The organism is Aestuariivirga litoralis, from assembly GCF_015714715.1.
In the GTDB taxonomy this organism is placed as follows: domain Bacteria; phylum Pseudomonadota; class Alphaproteobacteria; order Rhizobiales; family Aestuariivirgaceae; genus Aestuariivirga; species Aestuariivirga litoralis_A.
Map to the genome: position 1 here is coordinate 706322 of NZ_WAHS01000001.1, position 24880 is coordinate 731201.

Consider the following 24880-nt stretch of genomic DNA (forward strand, 5'->3'; position numbering starts at 1 on the left):
GTTCCAGTGACCGTTACTTGCAGGTTTTCACGCCCTTGAATGGCCCCTTGGTCGCATAGACGTGACAGGAGGCGTGGGCCTTGGTTTGGGCGTGATGCGCGGCGTGCTTGGCATCGCCGTGGTGATTGTTCAGCGCGAGCAGCAGAAGCAGGATCATGATTGCAGCACCTTTCCAATGGGGGTGCTGAACCATCCTTGAGATCGGCGGAAAGATCAAGCTATGGTGTGGTGCACGTATTGAGGGGCGCGCAGTGAATTCCAATTCCACTTTTCCGGTTTTTGATTTGGCGCGCTTTGAGCGGGCATCTGCGGATGAGAAGAAGATGCTTGGTGCCGAGGTTGACCGCATTTGCCGCGCCACCGGATTTCTGGCGGTGGCACATCATGGCGTGCCGCAGGACATTATCGACCGGGCGTGGAACGCGGCGCATGATTTTTTCGATCTTCCGGCGGAGCAGAAGCAGGAATCCAAGGCACCTTATAAGGGCTATCCTTATGGCTATCTGGGGCCTGGAACCGAGGCGCTGGCGAAGTCGCTCAATGTCGATACCCCGCCGGACCTGAAGGAAAGCTTCAATGGTGGTCCGCTCCGCAAGCCCGATGGTTTGGCTGACCCAGAGGCGCTGGCGTTTTGCTACGCTGACACGATCTGGCCCGCAGAGCCCGCAGGTTTTGTGGATGCGTGGAAAAGTTATTATGCGCAGATGGAAGATCTGGGCGTTCGGATCATGCGCGTGTTCGCAGTGGCGCTGGAGCTGGATGAGAAATATTTTGACGGCTTCCTCACGGCACCCGTCAGTGCGCTGCGTGCCTTGAACTATCCGGAACAGCGTGTGGCTCCGCAGCCCGGCCAATTGCGCGCTGGGGCGCATGCCGATTATGGCAGCCTGACAATCCTGTTGCCGCAAGCGGGCTCACGCGGGCTGGAAATCATCACGCCGGATGGGAAGTGGACTCCCGTGCCGCCGATCGAGGGCACTTTCGTCATTAATATCGGCGACCTAATGGCGCGGTGGACGAATGACCGCTGGGTTTCGACGGTGCACCGGGTGGTCAATCCGCCTGCTAATGAAGGCGGCATGGACAGGCGCCAGTCGATGGCGTTCTTCCATCAGCCGAATTGGGATGCCGAAATCAAGGTGCTGGATGTCTGCGTGGCGGATGGCGCTGCAGCCAAATATGAGCCGGTGCGATCCGGCCCGTATTTGATGGGAAAATTCAAATCCACGGCGAAGTGAGGTGGACTAGCTCTGCAGCACTTTTCCGACGGGCATGACGAGGTTTTGGCCGTAGCCATTGAACTTGGTCAGGGTGGAAATGCCATAAGCGCCCAGCATGCCGAATTCGATGAAGTCGCCATCCTTCAGGTCGGCTGAGAGATCGAGCCGGTGCGGCAGCACATCGAGCGGATCACAAGTGGGGCCGAAGACTTTCCAACTTTTGACCTGGCCATTATGCACCTTGCCCTTGCGGATCACGCGGGTTGGCGGCTTCAGTTCCGGCACCTGCATATATTCCATCAGGCCGCCATAGACGCCGTCATTGATGAAGATATCATCGCCATCGGAGCAGACCAGCTTCACATTGGTGAGCAGTGACATGCAACCTGCCACAAGGCCGCGGCCCGGTTCGCATTCGAGCGCTGGTAAAGTGCGGCCGGCGAAATGCTGGTCACGGGCGATTTCGATGGCGCGGAAATAGACGTCGGGTTCAGGGGCCTTGGAATATTCGTAATCCGCCGGGAAGCCACCGCCGACATTGAGCTTGGTGATTTCCACATCGGCCTGTTTGGAAATGCGGGCTGCCGCTTCAATATGACGGGCATAGACCTGTGGGTCCTTGGTTTGCGAACCGGGATGGAAGGTGATCAGTGGGGTGAATCCCAGCGCCTTCACTTTCTTTAGTAATTCCAGTGCGATATGCTCTGGGGCTCCGAACTTGGTTGAGAAGTCATGGGCTGATGCACCACGGTCACGCGGCAGCACGATGCGCACGGCAATTTCGATATTGCGGTCACTGCCTGCCACGCTGACGATCTTGGCCAGCTCTTCCTTGCAATCGATGCAGAAGCGGCGACAGTTGAATTCATTATAGGCGCGAGTGATCTCGCGCAGCGACTTGATGGGGTTATGATAGTGGAAGCGCGCGTCCTTCTGGATGCCGCTGACCAGCTCCATTTCCTGCACCGAAGCCACGTCCCAGGCCTTGAGGCCGGCCGCGGCCAGCGTGGATGCCACTTCGCGCGAGGGGTTGGATTTCACCGCGAAAGTGACCAGGCCCTTGAAGCCGGTATTGAACAGCTTGGCGCGCGCCGTGAGCGCATCGGCGGAGAAACAGAACACCGCCGTTTCACCATCGAGCTGCAGCGAAAGCTCGCCTGCATCTTTCGGGGCTGATGTGTTTGAAGTCTTAAGGGCGATTGCTGGCTCGGTCATGTCTCAATTTCGTCGCGTTTGTTGCCGAAGCAGCATTCTCCCTTCATAATGTGACGGGTTCAAGATAAATCAGGTGAGGTTGTTTGATGCGGTTTTTGAGCGGATTGGTGCTTGCTGTGGTGTTGGGAACCGGGACCGGCTTTGCCGACACGGTGCCCACCGACAAAATGCAGATGCAGCTTTCCTTTGCACCTCTGGTGAAGAAGACCGCGCCTGCGGTGGTCAATGTCTATGCCAAGACCATTCAGCGCGTGCAGGGCGCGGGCGGGCCGTTTGATGATCCGTTCTTCCAGCAATTCTTTGGCCGTGGGCAGCCGCGTGAGCGCGTTGGGAATTCGCTTGGTTCGGGGGTGATCGTCGATAAATCCGGCATCATCGTCACCAACAATCATGTGATCACCGGGGCGACTGATATCCGCGTAGCGCTGGCCGACAAGCGCGAATTTCCGGCCAAGCTTTTGCTGGCCGATGAAAAGACCGATCTTGCAGTGCTGCGGATCGATGTGGGTGATGAGAAACTTCCCATTTTGCCCTTCGGCAATTCCGACAGCCTGGAAGTGGGCGATCTTGTTCTGGCCATCGGCAACCCATTCGGGGTGGGCCAGACAGTGACCAATGGCATTGTCTCGGCGCTGGCGCGCACCGATGTGGGCGCTTCCAACTACCAATCTTTCATCCAGACCGATGCGGCGATCAATCCGGGCAATTCCGGTGGCGCGCTGGTCAATATGAAGGGCGAACTGGTTGGCATCAATTCGATGATCTATTCGCGCTCTGGCGGCTCGGTGGGATTGGGCTTTTCGATTCCGGCCAATCTTGTGTCCACGGTGGTGCAATCGGCTGAAAGCGGCAAGAAGATCGTGCGGCCGTGGATGGGCGGCACATTCCAGGTGGTGAACCAGGACATTGCCGATGCGCTGGGCCTGGACCGGCCGGAGGGCGTGCTGATCAACAATCTCGATCAACTCAGCCCGCTGCGGGAAGCGGGGTTGCAGCAGGGCGATGTGATCATGGCGATGGATGGCAAGTCTCTCGAAAATCCGCAGGAACTGAATTACCTGCTGGGCATATCGCATATTGGTGACAGCAAGCTGATGGAGTATCGCCGCGGCACGACCACCAAGCAAGTGCAGATCAAGCTGATCGCAGCGCCTGAATCCGTCGAGCGCCAGGAAACCAGCATCACTGGAAAGAACCCGCTGTCTGGTGCCGTCGTCGTCAACCTTTCGCCGGCCGTGGCCGATGAGCTGGGCATGGATACCTCCGCCAAGGGCGTAGTGATCAGCGGCCTGCAGAATGGCCCAGCGCGGCAGTTCTTCATCAAGGGCGATATCATCCTCGAAATGAATGGTGCGGCCATCGACACTGTGGATACATTGCAGCGGGTTGTGGCGCAGCCATCACGCGGCTGGGTGATTGGATTGCTGCGCGGCGGGCAGAAGGTTTACTTTAGGCTCGGGTGAGGGATATCAGGCTGGGGTGATGGTGAGCCTTTTCGAGGCAGCGGGACTGGACAAAGAGGGGCCAAGGCCCCTTGCCGACCGGTTGCGGCCTTCGCGGCTGGCGGATGTTGTAGGGCAGGATCATATCGTGGGTCCCGAAGGCAGCCTGACCAAGATGTTGGCCTCTGGTCGCATTCCCTCAATTATCCTGTGGGGGCCGCCAGGCACCGGAAAAACCACCATCGCGAGGCTGCTGGCGGGCGAAACCGGTTTGGCCTTCGAGCAGATGTCGGCGATTTTTTCTGGTGTGGCTGATCTTAAAAAGGCGTTTGACCAGGCGCGGATGCGGCGCATGCAGGGCAGGGGCACGTTGCTGTTTGTTGACGAAATCCACCGCTTCAACAAAGCGCAGCAAGATTCATTTTTGCCTTTTGTTGAAGACGGCACGATCACACTGGTGGGGGCCACGACTGAGAATCCCAGTTTCGAGCTGAATGGTGCGTTGCTGTCACGCGCACAAGTTCTGGTGTTGAACCGGCTGACGGAAGACGCGCTGGACGGGTTGCTGTCGCGGGCGGCGTTTTTTGAAAAGCGTGAAGTGCCGCTGGAGGCTGAGGCGCGCGCCGCGCTGGTGAAGATGGCCGATGGGGACGGGCGGTATTTTCTCAATCTGGTCGAAGAGATTTTTGCGTCGGTGCCGGAAGGGGCCAAGCTGCTGGACACAGAGGCGCTCAGCAAGGTCATTTCCAAGCGCATGCCGCTTTACGACAAGGCGGCGGATGGGCATTACAACCTGATTTCGGCGTTGCATAAATCAGTGCGCGGTTCTGATCCGGATGCGGCCCTTTATTACCTCGCCCGCATGCTGGCGGCGGGGGAAGACCCGCTGTTCCTGGCGCGTCGCGTTGTGCGCATGGCGATTGAGGATGTGGGCCTGGCTGATCCGCAGGCGGTGCAGCAGGCGCTGGCGGCCAAGGATGTTTATGACTTTCTGGGCTCGCCGGAAGGTGAGTTGGCTTTGGCGCAAGCGGTGATCTATGTGGCGTCGGCGCCCAAATCCAATGCGGTCAACAATGCTTATTCAGCGGCCATGGCTGCGGCGCGCGAGACGGGTTCGTTGTCGCCGCCCAAGACGATACTGAATGCGCCGACCAAGCTGATGAAGCAGCAGGAATATGGTTCGGGCTACAAATACGATCATGACCAGCCGGATGCCTTTTCCGGGCAGGACTATTTCCCGGTGGAGATGGGCCGACGGAATTTCTATCAGCCGGTGGAGCGGGGCTTCGAGCGCGAAATCCAAAAGCGTCTCGACCATTGGGCCAAGCTGCGCCGCGAACGGCAGGGTAACTGAGTTTCACATCGGGAGAGAGCAATGAAGTACTTGTTGGCATCCATACTGATCTTGAGTTCATTCGCGCCAAGCGCGTTTGCTGAAGATACAAAAATCACGGGCGCATACTCCATCACCGAGGAAAAAAACTTCGCGTTCTTTGTCGATGGAGCAGCGGCCAAGGAGCTGTTTGACCGGATGAAGCAAAAGGCCGTGCATGAAGAATGCACCGGCGGCATGGAGAAGACAGATGCTAGCGGGATGCATTGCATCAAGGCCGAGGATGGCACCTATGCTTGCGATTTCGGCTACGACTTCAAGAAGCACGCCTTCAGCGGCAGTGGCGACGATTGCTGAACGGCGCTTTCACAAGCGGCTTGATTACGCGCCGAAGCTGAGACAGAGTTACAACCACCAATGGGAGGGTTCGACGATGCGCATATTTTCGGCTGTGATATTAATCAGTATACTGACGGTTCCGGCAATTGCCGAGGACAAGCTCAGCGGCACGCTTTCGGTGAATGACGACAAGAGCTTGAACATCACCATCGAGGGCGATGCAGCCAAGACGCTGTTTGACGGGATGACCGGCAAGGCGGTGGACCAAGAGTGCACCGGCACGACTGACAAGACCGACAAGAGCGGGCTGACCTGCAGCAAGGGCGACGGCAAGTATTTTTGCGAGTTTGGCTATTCGTTCAAGAAGCGTGCTTTCACCAACGCTGTTCACAACGAGGATTGCTGAAGTAAAATGGGCCGGATTTGATCCGGCCCATCTGCAATAGAATTACTTGCGGCTGTCGTCCACGCTGTAGGGGCCAGCGCCGGCTGCGGCAAAGAACAGGAAGATGAAGCAGAACAGGATGGCTGCTTCGCCACCATTACCCACGGGCCAGAAGGTCTGGGGAAAATGCGCCATGAAGTATGCAACGGCCATTTGACCAGCCAAGATGAAGGCAACCCAACGCGTGAAGGCGCCGACGGTGAAGAGGATGCCGCCAATCACTTCAAGGATGGCAGCGATCATCAGCAGCGGGGGCAGGCTGTCCATGCCCGAAGCGGTCGGGAAGGCGAACAGCTTCACGGTGCCGTGCTCGATGAAAAGTAGGCCGGTTACGACGCGCAGCAGCGCCTGCAGCGGACCTTGCCAGGAAGTGGGGATAATTCCAGAATTCATAAGTTTATTACCTGTTTAATGGGGGTTGATGGCTAGCGCGTGATGCGCATGGCTTATGAAACGCGCCAATCGAAGAATTGGCCGCGATCCGGCAACGCAAAAGCCTTCGCCCTGCATGCCCGGAAGCGTATCTGTAACAAATAAAATTACAAATAGCAAGGGCCATTTGGGCTTTGCATAACGCGTCAAGGCTCGCTATAGCGCCTCGCAAGCAAAAGATATGCCCATTTGGGCAGTGCCGCAAACAGGCGGGCGTGGCGAAATGGCAGACGCAGCGGCTTTAGGTGCCGCCGAGCAATCGTGGGGGTTCGAGTCCCTCCGCCCGCACCAAGCCTGTTTGAAGCATCAGCATTTTGAAGAGAGAGACAATGCAAGTTACTGAAACTGTGAACTCTGGCCTGAAGCGTGAATTCAAGGTCGTCGTCGGTGCCGCGGACCTGAATAAGGATCTGGATGCCAAGCTGAAGGATATTGCCGGCAAGGCGCAAATCAAGGGTTTCCGCCCGGGCAAAGTGCCGGTGGCGCATGTGAAGAACCTTTACGGCAAATCGGCCATGGCCGAAGTGATCCAGGAAAAAGTGGATGCCCAGTCGCGCCAGGTTTTCGCTGACCGCAATCTGAAGCCCGCTTATCAGCCGGAAGTGAAGCTGCCGGAAGACGAGACGGAAGTGAATGCCGTGATGGACGGCAAGGCCGACCTGACCTTCACCGTGGCCACCGAAGTGGTGCCGGAATTCGAAGTGAAAGATTTCGCTGGCATCGAACTGGCCAAGCATATTGTCACCCCGAGCGACGAACATGTGGATGAATCGCTGAAGCAGCTCACCGAGCAGTACAAGTCGTTCGGCGAGAAGAAGGATGGCCCGGCTGCCAAGGGCGACCGCGTGACCATTGATTTCGTCGGCTCGATCGACGGCACCGAATTTGACGGGGGCAAGGGCGATGACATTCCGCTCGAGATCGGCTCGAACCAGTTCATCCCCGGCTTTGAAGACCAATTGGTCGGCGCCAAGGAAGGCGATGACCGCACGGTGAAGGTGACGTTCCCGGCTGATTACGGTGCGGCTCACCTTGCTGGCAAGGAAGCCTCCTTCGCCGTGAAGGTGAAGTCGGTCGAAATCCCCGGCGAAGCCAAGGTTGATGATGAATTCGCCAAGAAGGTTGGCTTTGAAGATCTGGCCAAGCTCAAGGAAATGGTGAAGTCCGGTCTCGACCGCGAATTCGCGCAGATGACCGCGATGAAGCTGAAGCGCGATGTTCTGGACGCGATGGACAAGCAATATGCGTTCGAACTGCCGCAGCGCCTGGTGGATGCCGAATTTGAAGGCATCTGGAGCGCCCTCCAGCAGGAGATGACAAAGGCCAATAAAACCTTTGCGGATGAGAACACCACCGAAGACCAGGCCCGCACCGATTATCGCAAGATTGCCGAGCGCCGCGTGCGTCTGGGCCTGGTGCTGGGCACCATCGGCGAAAAAGAAGGTGTGACCATCACCGACCAGGAATTGCAACAGGCGCTGATCGCTCGCGCCCGTCAGTTCCCCGGCCAGGAAAAGCAGGTGTTTGATTTCTATCGTCAGAACAACAATGCGCTGCTTGAGCTGCGTGGGCCTATCTTTGAACAGAAGGTCGTGGATCACATCGTGGCCAAGGCCAAGGTTTCCGACAAGCAGGTCAGCCGCGAAGAGCTGAAGGCGCTGGTGGAAGACGAAGAGACCCAGGACGCTGCATAAGGCTGTACCCAATTCAATGCGAAAGGCGGGCCCTGTGGTCCGCCTTTTTGCTTTTGGCCTCGTTGTCACCCATATTTCATGTTGGTTACAATCCGTGATCGGGTTATAATGCCGGTTGTATTGCACCGGAGCGGCGCCGGAGCAGCGACTTGGCGTATGTACAGAGGCTTTACGTTCGGCGATGACAGAAACACCTTCAGGCAATGAAACCACGCGCCAGAGCTTCAGCGAATGGCGCAGGCAGGCGGTTTATCGCTCAGGCGAGAAATTCACCCGCGTGGTGGGCGATTTCTTCGGGCGGCAGAGCCTGGTGGAAGACAAGCCGTTTCTGAAGAACGACAACTTTCCCTTCCTGCAGATGTTTTCCGACAATTGGGAAAAGATCCGCGATGAGGTGCAAGTCATCCTGAAGAACCGCGAAGAGATTCCGGCCTTCCAGGAAGTCTCGCCGGAGCAGCATCTGATTGCCAAGGGCAAGAGCTGGCGTACATTTTTCCTCTATGGCTTCGGCCAAAAGCTGCAGAAGAATTGCGCGCAAGCTCCCTTCACCACTTCGTTGCTGGAGCAGGTGCCGAATATCGAAATTTCGTGGTTCTCAATCTTGGCACCCGGCTATCACATTCCGCCACACCAGGGCGTGACCAAGGGCATCCTGCGGGCCCATCTGGGCCTGATCATTCCGAAGCAGCGCGAAAACTGCACCATCCGCGTGGACAAGGAAATCCGCCAATGGGAACCGGGCAAGGTTTTCGTGCTGGATGACACGTTCGAGCATGAAGTGTGGAACAACACTGAAGAAGAACGCGTGATCCTGATTTTCGATTTTGACCGGCCGATGAAATGGCGGGGCAGGGCGTTGCTCAGATTCTTCATCTGGGCAATGAAGTTCACCGCCTTCTATCAAACGCCGAAGAAGAATCTGGGTGATTTCGAAGACCGCTTCGAGGCGGCCACCCGGCAGAGCAACGAAAACATGGAAAAGTTGGCCGACGCCGCGCAGGAAGCGCGCGAGAGCCGCAAGCTGCATTAACGCTTTCGGCGGCACGTGGGGCGTTAGCCTCTGCCCCCTTTCACTTCCGCGTAAGCACTCCTATCTATGGTGCCAAATCAAGTGATTCACCTGGGAAAGGCCCGCTATGAACCTCTACGATAATGAACCCCGCGCCAGTTTCTGGCCCTCCGTCATCCAGCAGGAAAGCCGGGGCGAACGCGTTTATGATCTCCCCTCGCGCCTGCTGCGTGAACGCATCATCTTCCTGAACAGCCAGGTGGACGACCAAGTCGCCGCTTCGATCTGCATGCAGCTGCTGTTCCTTGAGGCCGAAAACCCCAAAAAGGAAATCTCGATGTACATCAATTCGCCCGGCGGCTCGGTGACGGCCGGCATGGCGATCTATGACACGATGCAATTCATCAAGCCGGCCATTTCCACCACCGTGATGGGGCAGGCGGCTTCGATGGGTTCTCTGTTGCTGTGTGCCGGGCACAAGGACATGCGCTTTGGCCTGCCGCATTCGACCGTGATGGTGCATCAGCCATCAGGTGGTTTCCAAGGCCAGGTCACCGACATCATGATCCATGCCCGCAACGTGGAAACGCTGAAGAACCGCCTCAATGAAATCTACGTGAAGCATACGGGCCGCACGTATAAGGAAATTGAAGACGCACTTGAGCGCGACAATTTCATGAGTGCGGAGCAGGCGGTGGCTTTTGGTCTGATCGACAAGGTTCTGGAAAAGCGCCCAGAATCAAGCGATTCCAAATAGTTACACCGTATCAAGCGGAACTTTATCAACAGTTGCGCCTTGCGCTGGGCTTGCTTCCCGGCGCGGGCTTGCGCTCGGGCAAGAATTGATTAACGCTCGAAGCGCAAGCTGGATTCGACTCGGTAAAATGGGCTAAAGTCAGCCGTTGGTCCTTATCTACGGACCCTGTGAAAGTGAGGTATCAAATGAGCAAGAATGCACCATCGGACAGCAAGAATACGCTGTATTGCTCATTCTGCGGCAAGAGCCAGCATGAGGTGAGAAAACTCATTGCCGGGCCGACCGTATTTATTTGCGATGAATGCGTTGAGCTTTGCATGGACATCATCCGCGAGGAGAACAAATCCTCGCTCACCAAGTCCAAGGACGGCGTTCCGACGCCGCATGAAATCCGCAAGGTGCTGGATGATTATGTCATCGGCCAGGATCACGCCAAGCGCGTGCTCTCGGTGGCCGTGCACAACCATTACAAGCGCCTGAACCACGGCACCAAGAACACAGGTGACGTTGAGCTGGCAAAATCCAACATCATGCTGGTGGGCCCCACGGGTTCCGGCAAGACGCTGCTGGCGCAGACACTGGCGCGCATCCTCGATGTGCCCTTCACCATGGCCGACGCCACCACGCTGACCGAAGCCGGTTACGTGGGTGAAGACGTCGAGAACATCATCCTGAAGCTGCTGCAGTCGGCCGACTATAATGTCGAGAAGGCGCAGCGCGGCATCGTCTATATCGACGAAATCGACAAGATCAGCCGCAAGTCTGACAATCCTTCGATCACCCGTGACGTGTCGGGCGAAGGCGTGCAGCAAGCGCTTCTGAAAATCATGGAAGGCACGGTTGCCTCGGTTCCGCCGCAGGGTGGCCGCAAGCACCCGCAGCAGGAATTCCTGCAGGTGGATACGTCCAACATCCTGTTCATCTGTGGCGGTGCATTCGCTGGCCTGGAGCGCATCATTTCGCAGCGCTCGAAAGGCACGGGCATTGGTTTCGGTGCAACAGTGCGCGGGCCTGATGATCGCCGCACGGGGACCGTGCTGCGCGAGCTCGAGCCGGAAGATTTGCTGCGCTTCGGCCTGATCCCGGAATTCGTCGGCCGCTTGCCGGTTGTCGCTACGCTGGAAGATCTCGATGAAGTGGCACTCGTGCAAATTCTCGCCGAGCCGAAGAACGCCATCGTGAAGCAGTATCAGCGCCTGTTCGAAATGGAAGGCGTGAAACTCACGCTGCCGGAAGACAGCCTGAAGGCGATTGCGCGCAAGGCGATTGAGCGCAAGACCGGTGCGCGTGGTTTGCGTTCCATCATGGAAGGTATCCTCCTTGATACCATGTATGATCTGCCGGGCATGACCGGCGTTGAAGAAGTGGTGATCTCGAAAGAGGTTGTTGCTGGCGATGCCAAGCCGCTGCTGATCTATGCTGACCGCGAAAAATCCGGCAACGCAAAAGCCGTTCCCGCCTCTGCCTGATGAGGCCTTGAAAGAGATGTGGGCCATGTCCACATCTCTCTCAACAATAGCGGGTCTGTTGCCGGTATCGGGGCAGGAATTCCGCAGAAGGAATGAAAATGACAAAGACCAACGCCAAGACTGAAATCCTGCCCGTGTTGCCGCTGAGGGACATCGTGGTTTTCCCGCACATGGTGGTGCCGCTGTTTGTTGGCCGCCAGAAGTCGATCGCCGCACTTGAAGAAGTGATGCGCGAAGACAAGCGCATTCTGCTCGTCGCCCAGCGCAATGCTGGCGATGATGAGCCGACTGCTGAAACCATTTATGATGTCGGCACGCTGGCCCAGGTGCTGCAGCTGTTGAAGCTGCCGGACGGCACTGTGAAGGTGCTGGTTGAAGGCACGGACCGTGCCAAGGTCGAACGCTTCACCGCGCGCCCGGAATTTTTTGAAGCTGAAATTTCGCTGCTGCCTTCGATTGCCCAGACGGGTGCCGAGGCTGATGCCTTGGCGCGCACGGCTGTGCAGCAGTTCGAATCCTATGTGAAGCTCAACAAGAAAGTGCCGCAGGAAGTTTTGGCCACGCTCGGCCAGATCACCGATCAGTCGAAGCTGGCTGATACGGTGGCTGCGCATCTGTCGATCAAGATTCCGGAAAAGCAGGAATTGCTTGAGACCATCGATGTAGCAGAGCGCCTGGAAAAGTGCTTCGGCTTCATGGAAGGCGAGATCTCCGTCCTCCAGGTCGAGAAGCGCATCCGTGGTCGCGTAAAGCGCCAGATGGAGAAGACGCAGCGCGAGTATTATTTGAATGAGCAGATGAAGGCCATTCAGAAGGAACTCGGCGACGGCGAAGCCGGCGAGAAAAACGAAGTTGAAGAACTAGAGAAGCGCATTGCCGCCACCAAGTTCTCCAAGGAAGCACGCGAGCGTGCCGATGCCGAGATCAAGAAGCTGAAGCAGATGGCGCCGATGTCGGCTGAAGCCACTGTGGTGCGCAACTATCTCGACTGGCTGCTCAACATTCCGTGGAACCAGCCGTCCAAGGTGAAATCTGATCTGGATTTCGCGCAGAACGTTCTCGATACCGATCATTTCGGCCTCGAGAAAGTGAAGGACCGTATCGTCGAGTACCTCGCCGTGCAGGGCCGCACCAAGAAGCTGCGCGGGCCGATCCTGTGCCTCGTCGGGCCGCCCGGCGTGGGCAAGACCTCGCTTGCGAAATCCATTGCGAAAGCAACGGGCCGCGAATTCGTGCGCATGTCACTGGGTGGCGTGCGTGACGAAAGCGAAATCCGCGGTCACCGCCGCACCTATATTGGTTCGATGCCCGGCAAGATCATCCAGTCGATGAAGAAGGCCAAGAAGAGCAATCCGCTTTTCCTGCTCGACGAAATCGACAAGATGGGCATGGATTTCCGTGGCGATCCGTCTGCAGCGCTTCTCGAAGTGCTGGATCCGGAACAGAACTCGACTTTCATGGATCACTATCTCGAGGTTGAATATGACCTCTCGAATGTGATGTTCGTGACCACGTCGAACACGCTGAACATTCCGCCGGCTCTTCTGGACCGTATGGAAATCATCCGCCTCGCCGGTTACACCGAAGAGGAAAAGGCTGAGATCGCACGCCGCCACTTGATCCCGAAGTCCATGGAGCACCATGGCCTGTCGAAGAAGGAATTCGAAATCACCCCGGACGCTTTGAAGGTGGTGATCGAGAATTACACCCGGGAATCCGGTGTGCGTAATCTTGAGCGCGAAGTCTCGACCTTGGCCCGCAAGGCCACCAAGGACCTGATGATCGGCAAAAAGAAGAAGATCAAGGTGGATGCCGAATTGGCTGAATCCTATCTTGGCGTGCCGCGCTACAAGCACGGCCTTGCCGAGAGTGAAGATCAGGTCGGTGTGGTCACGGGTATGGCCTGGACGGAAGTGGGCGGCGAATTGCTGACCATTGAAGCCCTGATGATGCCTGGCAAGGGCCGCATGACGGTAACCGGCAATCTGAAGGACGTGATGAAGGAGTCGATTTCGGCTGCATCATCTTATGTCCGCAGCCGCGCACCTCTGATCGGTGTGAAGCCGCCTGTGTTCGACAAGCGTGACATTCACGTTCACGTTCCGGAAGCGGCAACGCCGAAGGATGGTCCGTCGGCCGGTGTCGGCATGGTCACGGCCATTGTCTCGGTGATGACCGGCATTCCGGTGCGCAAGGATGTTGCCATGACGGGCGAGATCACGCTGCGTGGCCGCGTCCTGCCGATCGGTGGTTTGAAGGAAAAGCTGCTGGCCGCTCTGCGCGGTGGCATCAAGACCGTGATGATCCCTGAGGAGAATGTGAAAGACCTCGCGGATGTGCCGGTCTCGGTGAAGAACGGGATGGAGATCATTCCGGTCGCCAAGATGGATGATGTGCTGAAGCACGCGCTTGTGCGCCAGCCGGAAGCCATCATCTGGGATGAGGAAGCGGAAGAAGCCGCTGCCGCAGCCCGCGCCGCCAAGCTGCGCGATGGTGAAGGTGCTACGGCGCACTGACCATCTGTACACTGATAAATTGAAAACCCCGGGTGATGAGCCCGGGGTTTTTGTTTACGCGCTGCGGGTTAGGCGTTTCACGAAAACCTCGCAGCGTTTTTCGAAGCCCAGCTTTTCATAGAGGGCTATGGCAGCCGTATTGGTGGACCATGAATGCAGAAAGGGGATTTCGCCGCGTGCCAGGATACGCCGCGCCGCCATCGAAGACAGCGCGCCGGCGATGCCCTTGCCGCGGAAATCGGGATGGGTGCAGACAGCACTGATTTCGGTGGCGCCTTCAGGCTTGAAGCGTTCCCCGGCCATGGCGATGAGCTTGCCACCGGTCTTGACCCCGATGAAGCCACCCATGCGCGGTGTGCCCATGAGGAAGGGCCCCGGTTTGGTCAAGTTGGCAAGATCAAACATTTCGGCGAAATCGGCCTCGCCGAGTTCCACCATGTCGATATCGGGCACCAGCTTTTCCGGATGGGCCATGGTCAATTGATAGCCCCAGCCCAAATCGGCACCCTCACAGCCAGCAGGCGTGGATACCTTGTCACGTTGAAGCATGGCAATACCGCCGTTCTCCGGCACCATTTCGCCTAAAGCAGTGATCGCATCTTCACTCAGATCACGCGCGGCGGCAAAGATGGAAACAGAGGGCAGGAAGCGGAAGGCGAGTGTACTGCCTTCCGCCAGATGTGATTGCCGGGTGCGCAGGCCATGGAAGACAGGGTTGTCGAGAACGTTCATTTCATCTCTCCTTCGATCTTTCGAGCAGGGGCACTGCGTCTAGCGATTTTTCCAGCGCATCCAGCATGGTGAGAAGATCGCCTTTCAGTGGCTTGCAAGCATCGGCCACCGCGCGTTCAACGCAGGGCCAGAGGCCGGCGCGGGATTTGGCCACCGCCGCCTTGGCTTTGCGGGTGAGGCTGACTTGCTTCACCCGTCGGTCCTTTCCGGCCTTTACGGAGGCCAAGCTCAGACGCTGCAGCTGGTTGACGATGCGGGTGGCGCCGGGTTGCGACATGCCCAGCGCTTCGGCCAATTCCCCCACGCTGATGGTGCCCTTGGAATCGATGATGTGCATGCTGGTGAACAGGCTGGACGGAATATCGATGCCATGTGAGTCGGCCATCAGTTGCACATCGGCCTGCAAGCGTTCCCCCAGGCGGCGGAAGCGGCTGCCCAAAGTGAGATAGCCCTCGGCCTTTACGACATCCTCCACGTGCATCTCCATAGATAATTATATAACTTGTTATGTAATTTCGAAGAACTTGGCAAGTGGCGGGCTGGATGCAATAGTCGGCGCATCCGGAGGAGATTTCTAATGCGCTTATCTGTATTTGCCTTGGGCTTGCTGATCACCACGCCGCTGTTTGCGGCTTCACCAGATGGCATGATTACTTGCACCTTTCCGGTGAAGGCAGGTGATACTGCCAAATCACTGAAGGCCAAATTCGGCAAGCAGGCCGTCATCAAAACTCTGCCGGGTGCGGAAGGTGAAATGTACAAGGCGCTGGTGCTGTTCCCCAAGGACAAGTCCCGCGTGGTGAATGTGACGTTTGCCGATGATGCGATGACCAAGGTATCAAATGTGGATCCCGGCGGCGATGGCGCGGGCCGGGTGGTGGCGGGCGTTACAATGGGAACGAGCGTTGCCGATGTGCGCAAGGTCAATGAAGAGCCGTTCGACATTAGCGGGTTTGACTGGGATTATGGTGGCTTTGTCACTGATTGGCATGGCGGTGCGCTGAATGAAATGCCGGGCGGCTGTTCGGCGTCGATCCGGTTTGCCCCTGCTGAAGATGCGAACCTTCCGAACGACATGTCAGGCGATGGCGTGACGATCTCATCGGATGATCAACGCCTGCAGAAGGCAAAAGTGACGGTGCAGATGCTGGGGCTGAAATTCCCCTGAGATCAGCGCGCCACGGCTTCGATTACCGCCAGCAGGGCGCGCGGCAAGGTTTCAAAGGCGTAAGGCGCGTGCAGACGCTCCAGCCAGTGGTGATAGTCGCGGCCCCAGGGGCCCAGATTGATGGTGGGGTAGCCTGCCGGTTCATGCATCTCAAACAGGATACCCCAACCCGGCGTGTTGGCGGCCACGGCATCGAGCGAGCCTGCGGCCTCACCGAAGCAGCTCATATCGGAAATGCCGGCAAAGTAGTTCAGGGAACCTACGCCGAGGGGCGACACGGCCTTCTCAATGAGACTACGCAACTTCGTGTCCTGCATCAGGACGGCGGGATAAGGGATTGATCCAAAACCGATAACCACGGTTGGTTCGGTGAGGCCGGAGAGTGCCCAAGCGTGTTGGGTGAGGCGCTTGATCTTTTCTGGCACGTCGAGCGTGGCATCTGCGCTCAGGGTTTGAGCCATCTGGGCAAGGGGCTCGGGCGCGCATTTCTGCAGCAGGTCAGCGACGGTGATCAGGGCGATCTTGCGGTTCAGCCTTGCCTCCGCCCGGTCCAAGGCTGTGCGGGCCATTTCAAGGCTGGTGGCGAGAACTTCTGCAGGCCCGCGCTGGTATTGCAGCGTGTTCCAATAGACGAAGGCCGAGGCTGGCGTGGTGACGTTGTAAACCTGCTTCAGGTCCTTGGCATAGAGCACGGTGGGGGCGGCGGTGCGCTCATTGCCCATGATTTCGGCGAGCTGGGGCGACAGTTCGAATTCGGTGACCAGTTCTGCCGCGATGTAAGCCGCGTTGGCACCTTGGGCGGAATAGCCGGCATGAGTTTCCTGGCCGACGACGAAGGCCGTGAGCAGCTGCTTGCCGATCGAACCATAAGTGATGACGCGCGCGGCAGCGCCATCACCCAGATCGGCAATCGCATCGAGATTGATGACCAGCTTGATATCGAGGCCGTGCTCCTTTGCGGCCTGTTTGAGATCGGGGATTGCGGCGCGTGCGCCGGCTGAACCATTTTCCTCATCGGCCACCGCGAGGAACAGCAATGTGGCTTCGCCCTGATAGGCATTGATGGCGGCAAGCCCTGCTGCCAGTCCGGCTTTCATGTCAAGCAGGCCGCGGCCGGGTAGAAAGTCGCCGCTTTCAAAATCGGCGAGGGCCAGCGGGTTTTCGCCCGTGGCCTTGAGGCGCGCAATGGTGGCAGCAAGCAAGGCTTCAGCATCGAAGGCAGGCAGGGCACCGTAGTCATCAACCGGCACCACATCGAAATGGCCGGTGAGAACCACAGTGGCGTTCGATGTGCCCTTGCGCAGGGCGAAGAGATTCTTGCGGGCATGCGCGCCGCCGGGAATGGGCGTGGTCCAGATTTTGTCGAAGCCCATAAGCTCGCCTGCCAGCCAATCGGCAAATTGCGCTTCACTTGCGCTGCCGGTCACGCTGGGCTGCAGGGTGAAGCGCAGCGCCAGATCGCGTGCATGGGTGGCGAGGTCGTTGGTTTTGGCTTTCATGGCACAGCCATATCCCGTCACGCTGCATGAGAAAACCCCGGTGTGGATAAGACTTGTGCTATGCCTTGCCCAGAAAGCGGGCGGGCCCCGGGGTTGAACTGGTTTAGCTTGACCTTACAATGTGTTCCAGCACTTCAATCTGTTCCCGCATCTGACCGTGCTTGAGAACTGCACGCTGGCGCCGATCTGGGTGCGCAAACAACCCAAGGCGCAGGCCGAAGAGACAGCGATGAAATTCCTCAAGCGCGTGAAGATTCCGGAACAGGCATTGAAATATCCGGGCCAGCTATCGGGCGGCCAGCAACAGCGCGTGGCGATTGCACGCGCCTTGTGCATGAACCCGAAGATCATGCTGTTCGATGAACCAACCTCGGCGCTTGATCCGGAAATGATCAAGGAAGTGCTGGAAGTGATGGTGGATCTGGCGCAGGGCGGCATGACCATGCTGTGCGTCACGCACGAAATGGCCTTCGCGCGGCAAGTGGCCGACCGCGTCATTTTCATGGATCAGGGGCAGATCGTTGAAGAAAACGAACCACAGGAATTCTTCAGCCACCCGAAGAATGCGCGCACCAAGTTGTTCCTGGAGCAAATTCTGCACTGATTTCGTGACCGTTCGAAAACGGCATGTTGAACGTGGTTTGACCCTCCGCATAGCGTTGCGTCAAACACATGTGCACGCAACTCGCGTTGTCACATAACTGAATTATTGCCACGTCAAATGCTCGCTCCGTCAAACAGGAGACGAGACACCATGACATCAACGGTAATCAAATCGCTTCGCACTGCTGCGGCTTCGCTGGTCGCACTTTCAGTTGCGCTGCCCTCGCTGGCTCACAGCGCTTCGATGGACGAAATGGTTGCTGCCGCCAAGAAAGAAGGCGAACTCACCGTTATCGCTTTGCCGCACGATTGGTGTGGCTATGGCGACGTGATCGCCGGCTTCAAAGCCAAGTATCCCGAAATCAAGGTCAACGAACTCAACCCCGACGCTGGTTCGGGCGATGAAATCGAAGCCATCAAGGCCAACAAGGATAACAAGGGACCGCAGTCGCCTGACGTGATCGACGTTGGTCTGGCCTTCGGCCCGCAGGCCAAGAAGGACGGCCTGATCCAGGCTTACAAGGTTGCGACTTGGGCTGACATTCCGGACAATGTGAAGGATGCCGACGGCTTCTGGTACGGCGACTATTACGGCGTGATGGCTTTCGGCGTGAACAAGGACGTCATCAAGGAAACCCCGAAGGATTGGGCTGACCTGCTGAAGCCGGCTTACGCCAATTCAGTTGCCCTCACCGGCGATCCGCGCGCTTCGAACCAGGCCATTCTCGCCATTCTCTCGGCTGGTCTCGGCCAGGGTGCCAAGGCTGGCAAGGAATCGGGCACCAAGGGCCTCGAATTCTTCGCTCAACTCAACAAGGCTGGCAATTTCGTTCCAGTCACCGGCAAGTCGGGCACCATCGCTCAGGGCCAGACCCCGATCGTCGCTGCCTGGGACTACAATCTGCTGGCCTGGCGCGACAGCCTGAAGGGCAATCCCCCAATGGACGTTGTGATCCCGACCTCGGCCTCGCTCGCTGGCGTTTATGTGCAGGCCATCTCGGCCTACGCACCGCACGTCAACGCTGCCAAGCTCTGGATGGAATACCTGTATTCGGATGAAGGCCAGATCGGCTGGTTGAAGGGCTATTGCCACCCGTCGCGCTTCAACGCGCTGTCGGCTGCCGGCAAGGTTCCGGCTGACCTGCTGGCCAAGCTGCCGCCGGCTGAAGCCTATGCCAAGGCCATTTTCCCGACCGTGGAAGAGCAGGCTGACAACAAGACCGTTGTTTCGGGCGAGTGGGACAAGGTCGTAGGCGCCCAAGTCAAGTAACTCTCCCTGATCTCCGCGCGGACTCCTCGCCGCGCGGAGGTCTTCATTTTCATCAAAGATACGGCCACCCATGACTGATGTCGTTGACGCCAAGACGCTGCCCATTGAACGCCCGCAATCTGCTTTGTGGCGCGGCTTCCTGCCGTGGTTGGGTCTCGCACCTTTCACCATTTTCGTATTGCTGTTCCTCATCCTGCCGACGATGAATATCGTGGCCGGTGCTTTCCAGACCGCAGATGGCAGCTTTACATTTCAAAACATAATCGACCTGAACACATCGAACATCCTCGGCGCGTTCTGGGTGTCGATGAAGATTTCATTTTTGACAGCGCTTCTGGGCTGCGTGATTGGCTTGCTGCTGGCTGCTGCGGTCACCAAAGGTGGCTTGCCATCCTGGCTGCGCGATACGACCATGACATTCTCCGGAGTGGCTTCAAATTTTGCCGGCGTTCCGTTGGCCTTCGCATTCATCGCCACGTTTGGCCGCCTGGGCCTCGTGACCCTGATCTTCCGTGACTGGTTCAATATCAATCTTGCTGCCAGCGGCTTTAACCTCATCAGCTTTACCGGTCTGGCGCTGACATATCTGTATTTCCAGATCCCGCTCATGGTACTGATCGTGACGCCTGCTCTGGACGGAATGAAGCGCGAATGGCGCGAAGCTGCAGACAGTCTGGGCGCCTCAGGCACGCAATATGTCACAATGGTGGCGCTGCCGATCCTGTGGCCCACATTGCTTGGTACGTTCGCCCTGTTGTTCGCCAATGCCTTTGGTGCTGTCGCTACGGCGATGGCGCTGACTGGATCTTCACTGTCGCTGATGCCGATTGTTCTTTTCGCGCAGATCCGTGGCGACGTATTGCAGAATCCGCATCTCGGTTACGCCATTGCCTTCGCCATGATCGCCATCACCGGTGTTGCCAACCTGATCTATATCGTGCTGCGCGGCCGCGCTGAAAGGTGGCAGAAATGAAGGCGACGAAAATCTGGTCGTGGATCATCTTCGTCATCGGCGTCATCTATTTCCTGCTGCCGCTGATCGCCACGTTTGAATTCTCGCTGCGCGCGCGGCGCGGCGTCTATTCCTTCGACGCCTACCAGAATGTGCTGGGTGATCCGCAATTCCGGGAGACCTTTGGCTTTTCACTGGTGGCTGCCGTAGCGACAATCATTATCGGCTCGCTGATCGTGGTACCAACGGCTTATTGGGTGCGCCTGCGGCTGCCGCAAGCACGTTCGCTGGTGGAGTTCATCACGCTACTGCCGCTGATCATTCCGGCCATCGTTATCGTGTTCGGCCATATCCGCATGTTCAACACGTCCAGCTTCTTGCCGCTGCTGGGCTCGGTGCCCGGTACCAATGTGCTGCTGGTGTTTGGTTATGCTGTGTTGTCGCTGCCCTATATGTACCGCGCGGTGGATACCGGCTTGCGCACCATCGACGTGCGCACTTTGACCGAAGCCGCGCAGAGCCTTGGGGGAGGGTGGTTCACTGTCCTCTTCCGGGTGATTTTTCCGAACTGCTTTGTCGCCGTCGTATCAGGCGCCTTCCTGACCTTTGCCATCGTCATCGGTGAATATGTTTTTGCGGCACTGCTCAACCGCCCGGCATTCGGCCCCTACATGGTCTGGATGGGTGGCAACAAGGCCTATGAACCGGCGGCCCTTGCCGTCATCGCTTTCGCCATCACCTGGGGCTGCATGGGTCTCATCCAGATGGCAACCCGCTTCTCAAAACACAACATGGTCAAACGCTGATGTCCTACTTGCAACTCCACAATATCACCAAGAGCTATGGCCAGACGCAAATCGTCAAGGGCTTCGACCTGGATATCGCCAAGGGCGAGTTCGTGTCCTTCCTTGGACCATCGGGCTGCGGCAAGACAACCGTGCTGCGCATGGTGGCTGGCTTTGAAGCGCCGACGTCGGGCTCGATCACCATCGAGGGCAAGGACATTGTTTCGCTGCGGGCGAGCCAACGCAATATCGGCCTGGTGTTCCAGGCCTACGCGTTGTTCCCGAACATGACGGTGGCGAAGAATGTGGGCTTTGGCCTCAAGGTTGCCGGTGAAAAGGCTGACGTGATCGAAGCGCGCGTCAAGGAAATGCTCTATCTGGTTGGCCTTTCAGACAAAGGCGACCGCTATCCCTTCCAGCTTTCGGGCGGCCAGCAACAGCGCGTGGCATTGGCCCGTGCGCTTGCCGTGCGCCCGCGTGTGTTGTTGCTGGACGAGCCGCTGTCGGCACTTGATGCGAAGATCCGCGTGAGCCTGCGCAAGGAAATCCGTGACATTCAACGCTCGCTCGGCATCACCACGATTTTCGTGACGCATGACCAAGAAGAAGCCTTGTCGATCTCCGATCGCGTGGTGGTGATGAATGCCGGCATCGCTGACCAAGTCGGCGCTCCGCATGAAATCTACAACCGCCCCAAGACCAAGTTTGTCGCCAATTTCGTCGGCACCTTGAACAGCATTCCCGCCACCATCGTGGACCGGAAGAAATCGAAGCTGAAGGTTGGTGAGCAGAAACTCAACCTGCAGCCGATCTTGCTGAGCCGCCACGTGGGCGACACGGTGAACATTGCCATCCGCCCGGAATCGATGCGCCTCGGTTCGCGCAGCGACAAGGATGTGTCACTGGATGGCACGATTGAGGAAGTGCAATTCCTGGGTTCAGTGCTGCGCCTGCGCGCCAAGATCGATGATACGCATGTGAGCCTCGATACATTCAACGATCCGCAAATGCCGCCACCGGCGCTGGGCCAGAGAGTGGCGATGAGCTTCTCGCCGAATGACGTGATTGTGCTGGAAGAGTAGTCCTTCTCAAAGTCCAAATGAAAAACCCCGGTGTCGCCACCGGGGTTTTGTATTTTCACCAATCGCAAACTGCGATTTTGGCTTTTCTTGCGAAAAGCCAAAACGCTTTAGCAGCTGTAATACATATCGTACTCAACCGGATGCGGGGTCATTCGGTAGCGGTCTTGCTCTTCCTGCTTCAGTTCGAGATAGCTTTCGATCTGGTCCTTGGAGAACACGTCGCCCTTGGTCAGGAATTCATGGTCAGCCTTGAGGCTGTCGATGGCTTCCTGGAGCGAGCCGCAGACGGTCGGAACCTGGGCCAATTCTGCCGGGGGCAGATCATACAGGTTCTTGTCCATGGCCGGGCCGGGGTGGATCTTGTTCAGGATGCCGTCAAGGCCAGCCATGATGATGGCCGAGAAGCACAGATAGGGGTTGGCAGTCGGATCGGGGAAGCGGACTTCCACGCGCTTGGCTTTCGGGTTCGAGGTGAACGGAATGCGGCACGAGGCTGAACGGTTGCGCGACGAATAGGCCAGCAGCACCGGTGCTTCATAACCCGGCACCAAGCGCTTGTAGCTGTTGGTGGATGGGTTGGTGAAGGCGTTCAGCGCCTTGGCATGCTTGATCACGCCGCCGATGAAGTAGAGGCATTCCATCGACAGATCGGCATATTCCTTGCCGGCCATCATCGGCTTGCCGTCTTTCCAGATCGAGAAGTGGCAATGCATGCCCGAGCCGTTATCGCCGTAAACCGGCTTCGGCATGAAGGTTGCGGTCTTGCCGTAGGCATGAGCCACGTTGTGGATGACATACTTGTAGATCTGCATGTGGTCGGCAGCGATGACCAGCGGCTGATACTTGGTGCCGAGTTCGTGCTGCGAGGAGGCCACTTCGTGATGGTGCTTTTCAACAGCCAGGCCCATTTCGCCCATGACCGACAGCATCTCGCCGCGCATGTCCTGCGCTGAGTCCATCGGGTTCATCGGGAAGTAGCCGCCCTTGATGCGCATGCGGTGGCCCATATTGCCGCCTTCATAGTCGCGGTCAGAGTTCTTGGGCAATTCCACGCCGTCAACTTCAAAGCCGACCTTGTAAGGCGAGGTCGAGAACTTCACGTCGTCGAACACGAAGAATTCAGCTTCGGGGCCAACGAAAATCGTATCGCCGATCTTGGTCGACTTGAGATAGGCCTCAGTGCGGTGAGCGATCGAGCGCGGGTCGCGGTTATAGCCTTCGCCCGTGCCTGGATCAGCGATGTCGCAGAACACGGCAAGCGTGGTCTGGGCATAGAAGGGATCAAGGTGAACCGAAGAAGCATCCGGTTTCAGGATCATGTCGGATTCATTGATGGCCTTCCAGCCGGCAATCGACGAGCCGTCGAACATCAGGCCTTCTTCCCAGGCATCTGCACCCATCTGGGAGACGTCCATGGTCAAATGCTGCATCTTGCCGCGCGGATCGGTGAAGCGCAGGTCCACATATTTGACGTCCTTGTCCTTGATCATCTGCAGGACTGCCGCGACGTCTTTCTTTACTTCTGCCATAGGAAATACCCTCTCTGTTAGGCGTTAGATTCTTTTATTATGTCTCTTTTAGTTTTCGCTTCTTTGCACTCGCAAGTCTGCAACTTGCTCGTTCGAAGCTAGAGCGCGTCCGTGCCGGACTCGCCGGTGCGGATGCGGATGGCTTGCTCAACGGTGGAAATGAAAATCTTGCCGTCACCGATGCGGCCGGTGCGGGCGGCGGCCTGGATGGCTTCAATGGCCTTGGCCACCAGCTCATCCGAGACGACGATTTCCAGCTTCACCTTCGGCAGGAAATCGACGACATATTCGGCGCCACGATAGAGTTCAGTGTGGCCCTTCTGGCGGCCGAAGCCTTTGGCTTCCGTGACAGTAATGCCCTGGATGCCGACGCCTTGCAGCGCTTCTTTCACCTCATCCAGCTTGAACGGCTTGATGATGGCTTCGATTTTCTTCATGTTTGAGCCTCTTAGTTTGCCAAAGAGCTTGCAGGGGGCGTGCCAGACTCGCAACGCAATGATTTCAATGCGTTAGAATGAACGGCAGAGCCATAGGCGTGAGTCATAGCCTGATTTTTGACCTCGATGATTATTTTTTCAGCATCTGCTTTTTCCTCTTTCAGGATGGAACAAGTGCGATGAACTTTGCGTAATGATCATGAGCCGCGAAGGGCTTCAAATCCAAGCGAAAATCAAGGGAGTGATGCGATGAAACTGTTTCCGGTACTTGCAGCCAGTGTGATCCTGATCGGGGCGTCCAGCCTTACCGCACAGGCCGACCCCGCCAGCATGTCATTCTTCATCACCAGCGCTGGCATGGGCCACGGTGCCAATCTCGGTGGCCTTGATGGGGCAGACGCCTATTGCGGCCAATTGGCCAAGGCTGCGGGTTCGGCCAAGACATCCTGGCATGCCTATCTCTCGACAACAGCTCCCGAAGGCAAGCCCGGCATCAATGCGCGCGACCGGATCGGCAAAGGGCCGTGGATGAATGTGAAGGGCGATGTTGTCGCCAAGTCGGTTGAGGATTTGCATTCCGACGCCAACAACATCACCAAGGACACGGCGCTGACTGAAAAGGGCGAGAAGGTGAATGGCAAGGGCGATCAACCCAACACCCATGACATGCTGACCGGCTCTGATCCGCAGGGCCTCTATTCAACGGCCGGTGGCGACACGACCTGCAAGAACTGGACGAGCGACGGCGAAGGTTCAGCCATTCTCGGCCATCATGACCGGCAGGGTTTGGCGGATTCACGGCAGATGCATTCCTGGAACTCGGCGCATGGATCAGCCGGTTGCAGCCAGGATGCTTTGGTGAAAACCGGTGGTTCGGGTCTGTTCTATTGTTTCGCAGCAGAATAATTTCCGTTTCATTTTCCTGAAGCATATTTCGCAGCCTTTGCTAAGG

The 24880-nt window shown here is 57.5% G+C and carries 24 protein-coding genes, 1 tRNA gene and 1 pseudogene; 18 read left to right on the forward strand and 8 right to left on the reverse strand.

What is annotated here, in order from left to right; all coding sequences use genetic code 11:
• Positions 1–13 precede the first annotated feature (13 nt).
• The gene (locus tag F8B91_RS03725) at positions 14–157 is read right to left on the reverse strand and encodes a hypothetical protein (RefSeq protein WP_196502362.1); all 144 of its coding nucleotides are present in this window, start codon (positions 155–157) and stop codon (positions 14–16) included.
• A 94-nt stretch (positions 158–251) separates the two neighbouring features.
• Between F8B91_RS03725 and F8B91_RS03730 the strand changes: the two genes are divergently transcribed.
• Positions 252–1238 (forward strand): isopenicillin N synthase family dioxygenase, encoded by a 987-nt coding sequence (locus F8B91_RS03730; protein WP_348641717.1) that lies wholly within the window; start codon positions 252–254, stop codon positions 1236–1238.
• A 6-nt stretch (positions 1239–1244) separates the two neighbouring features.
• Here the strand turns inward: F8B91_RS03730 and F8B91_RS03735 are convergent, their stop codons facing one another.
• Positions 1245–2435 (reverse strand): type III PLP-dependent enzyme, encoded by a 1191-nt coding sequence (locus F8B91_RS03735; RefSeq protein WP_196502363.1) that lies wholly within the window; start codon positions 2433–2435, stop codon positions 1245–1247.
• An 86-nt stretch (positions 2436–2521) separates the two neighbouring features.
• On the opposite strand from F8B91_RS03735, the gene F8B91_RS03740 reads away from it, so the two are divergent.
• The 4 genes from F8B91_RS03740 to F8B91_RS03755 all read left to right on the forward strand — a co-directional run bounded on the left by F8B91_RS03740 (position 2522) and on the right by F8B91_RS03755 (position 5955).
• Entirely contained in the window at positions 2522–3898 is a 1377-nt protein-coding gene (locus tag F8B91_RS03740; RefSeq protein ID WP_196502364.1) for a Do family serine endopeptidase, read from the forward strand.
• 19 nt (positions 3899–3917) lie between these two features.
• On the forward strand, positions 3918–5231 hold the full coding sequence (locus F8B91_RS03745) for a replication-associated recombination protein A (RefSeq protein WP_196502365.1): 1314 nt from the start codon (positions 3918–3920) through the stop codon (positions 5229–5231).
• Between the two features lie 21 nt (positions 5232–5252).
• Entirely contained in the window at positions 5253–5567 is a 315-nt protein-coding gene (locus F8B91_RS03750) for a hypothetical protein (RefSeq protein ID WP_196502366.1), read from the forward strand.
• Between the two features lie 76 nt (positions 5568–5643).
• Positions 5644–5955 carry a hypothetical protein gene (locus tag F8B91_RS03755; protein ID WP_196502367.1) on the forward strand — a complete coding sequence of 104 codons (312 nt, stop codon included), beginning with the start codon at positions 5644–5646 and terminating at the stop codon, positions 5953–5955.
• 42 nt (positions 5956–5997) lie between these two features.
• On the opposite strand, the gene F8B91_RS03760 is transcribed toward F8B91_RS03755, so the two are convergent.
• A complete protein-coding gene (locus F8B91_RS03760) occupies positions 5998–6387 on the reverse strand; it encodes a DoxX family protein (RefSeq protein ID WP_196502368.1) in 390 nt (129 codons plus the stop codon).
• Between the two features lie 248 nt (positions 6388–6635).
• Between F8B91_RS03760 and F8B91_RS03765 the strand changes: the two genes are divergently transcribed.
• The 6 genes from F8B91_RS03765 (at position 6636) to lon (ending at position 13871) form a co-directional block, all read left to right on the forward strand.
• Positions 6636–6717, forward strand: a tRNA-Leu gene (locus F8B91_RS03765).
• Between the two features lie 38 nt (positions 6718–6755).
• Positions 6756–8120 carry a trigger factor gene (tig, locus tag F8B91_RS03770; RefSeq protein WP_196502369.1) on the forward strand — a complete coding sequence of 455 codons (1365 nt, stop codon included), beginning with the start codon at positions 6756–6758 and terminating at the stop codon, positions 8118–8120.
• A gap of 181 nt (positions 8121–8301) precedes the next feature.
• Entirely contained in the window at positions 8302–9150 is an 849-nt protein-coding gene (locus F8B91_RS03775) for an aspartyl/asparaginyl beta-hydroxylase domain-containing protein (protein ID WP_196502370.1), read from the forward strand.
• 106 nt (positions 9151–9256) lie between these two features.
• Positions 9257–9886 carry an ATP-dependent Clp protease proteolytic subunit gene (locus F8B91_RS03780; RefSeq protein ID WP_196502371.1) on the forward strand — a complete coding sequence of 210 codons (630 nt, stop codon included), beginning with the start codon at positions 9257–9259 and terminating at the stop codon, positions 9884–9886.
• Positions 9887–10071: 185 nt separating this feature from the next.
• Positions 10072–11355, forward strand: coding sequence for an ATP-dependent Clp protease ATP-binding subunit ClpX (gene clpX, locus F8B91_RS03785; protein ID WP_196502372.1), 1284 nt, complete (start codon positions 10072–10074; stop codon positions 11353–11355).
• Between the two features lie 98 nt (positions 11356–11453).
• Positions 11454–13871, forward strand: a complete 2418-nt coding sequence (lon, locus tag F8B91_RS03790) for an endopeptidase La (RefSeq protein WP_196502373.1) — start codon at positions 11454–11456, stop codon at positions 13869–13871.
• A gap of 54 nt (positions 13872–13925) precedes the next feature.
• Here the strand turns inward: lon and F8B91_RS03795 are convergent, their stop codons facing one another.
• Positions 13926–14603, reverse strand: coding sequence for a GNAT family N-acetyltransferase (locus F8B91_RS03795; protein ID WP_196502374.1), 678 nt, complete (start codon positions 14601–14603; stop codon positions 13926–13928).
• Position 14604: 1 nt separating this feature from the next.
• Positions 14605–15078: a MarR family transcriptional regulator gene (locus tag F8B91_RS03800; protein WP_196502375.1), complete on the reverse strand. Its 474-nt coding sequence runs from the start codon at positions 15076–15078 to the stop codon at positions 14605–14607.
• A 102-nt stretch (positions 15079–15180) separates the two neighbouring features.
• Here F8B91_RS03800 and F8B91_RS03805 point away from each other — a divergent pair, with 102 nt between their 5' ends.
• Positions 15181–15771, forward strand: coding sequence for a hypothetical protein (locus F8B91_RS03805; protein ID WP_196502376.1), 591 nt, complete (start codon positions 15181–15183; stop codon positions 15769–15771).
• Positions 15772–15773: 2 nt separating this feature from the next.
• Here F8B91_RS03805 and F8B91_RS03810 read toward each other — a convergent pair whose 3' ends face one another.
• Positions 15774–17270, reverse strand: a complete 1497-nt coding sequence (locus F8B91_RS03810; protein ID WP_196502377.1) for a M20/M25/M40 family metallo-hydrolase — start codon at positions 17268–17270, stop codon at positions 15774–15776.
• A gap of 121 nt (positions 17271–17391) precedes the next feature.
• Here F8B91_RS03810 and F8B91_RS03815 point away from each other — a divergent pair.
• The 5 genes and pseudogenes from F8B91_RS03815 to F8B91_RS03835 form a co-directional block, all read left to right on the forward strand.
• Positions 17392–17874 (forward strand): annotated as a pseudogene (locus tag F8B91_RS03815) (amino acid ABC transporter ATP-binding protein); the annotation flags it as partial.
• A 150-nt stretch (positions 17875–18024) separates the two neighbouring features.
• On the forward strand, positions 18025–19143 hold the full coding sequence (locus tag F8B91_RS03820) for an ABC transporter substrate-binding protein (protein ID WP_196502378.1): 1119 nt from the start codon (positions 18025–18027) through the stop codon (positions 19141–19143).
• A gap of 70 nt (positions 19144–19213) precedes the next feature.
• On the forward strand, positions 19214–20116 hold the full coding sequence (locus F8B91_RS03825; RefSeq protein ID WP_196502379.1) for an ABC transporter permease: 903 nt from the start codon (positions 19214–19216) through the stop codon (positions 20114–20116).
• The gene (locus F8B91_RS03830; RefSeq protein WP_196502380.1) at positions 20113–20901 is read left to right on the forward strand and encodes an ABC transporter permease; all 789 of its coding nucleotides are present in this window, start codon (positions 20113–20115) and stop codon (positions 20899–20901) included. Before F8B91_RS03825 ends, F8B91_RS03830 begins: the two co-directional genes overlap by 4 nt.
• Positions 20901–21962, forward strand: a complete 1062-nt coding sequence (locus tag F8B91_RS03835; RefSeq protein WP_196502381.1) for an ABC transporter ATP-binding protein — start codon at positions 20901–20903, stop codon at positions 21960–21962. The genes F8B91_RS03830 and F8B91_RS03835 overlap by 1 nt, the downstream gene beginning before the upstream one ends.
• 107 nt (positions 21963–22069) lie before the next feature.
• On the opposite strand, the gene glnA is transcribed toward F8B91_RS03835, so the two are convergent.
• Both glnA and F8B91_RS03845 read right to left on the reverse strand, forming a co-directional pair.
• Complete coding sequence (gene glnA, locus F8B91_RS03840) at positions 22070–23491, reverse strand: type I glutamate--ammonia ligase (protein ID WP_196502382.1); 1422 nt, start codon at positions 23489–23491, stop codon at positions 22070–22072.
• A 98-nt stretch (positions 23492–23589) separates the two neighbouring features.
• Positions 23590–23928 carry a P-II family nitrogen regulator gene (locus tag F8B91_RS03845; RefSeq protein ID WP_196502383.1) on the reverse strand — a complete coding sequence of 113 codons (339 nt, stop codon included), beginning with the start codon at positions 23926–23928 and terminating at the stop codon, positions 23590–23592.
• Between the two features lie 249 nt (positions 23929–24177).
• On the opposite strand from F8B91_RS03845, the gene F8B91_RS03850 reads away from it, so the two are divergent.
• Positions 24178–24834: a lectin gene (locus F8B91_RS03850; RefSeq protein WP_196502384.1), complete on the forward strand. Its 657-nt coding sequence runs from the start codon at positions 24178–24180 to the stop codon at positions 24832–24834.
• Positions 24835–24880 lie beyond the last annotated feature (46 nt).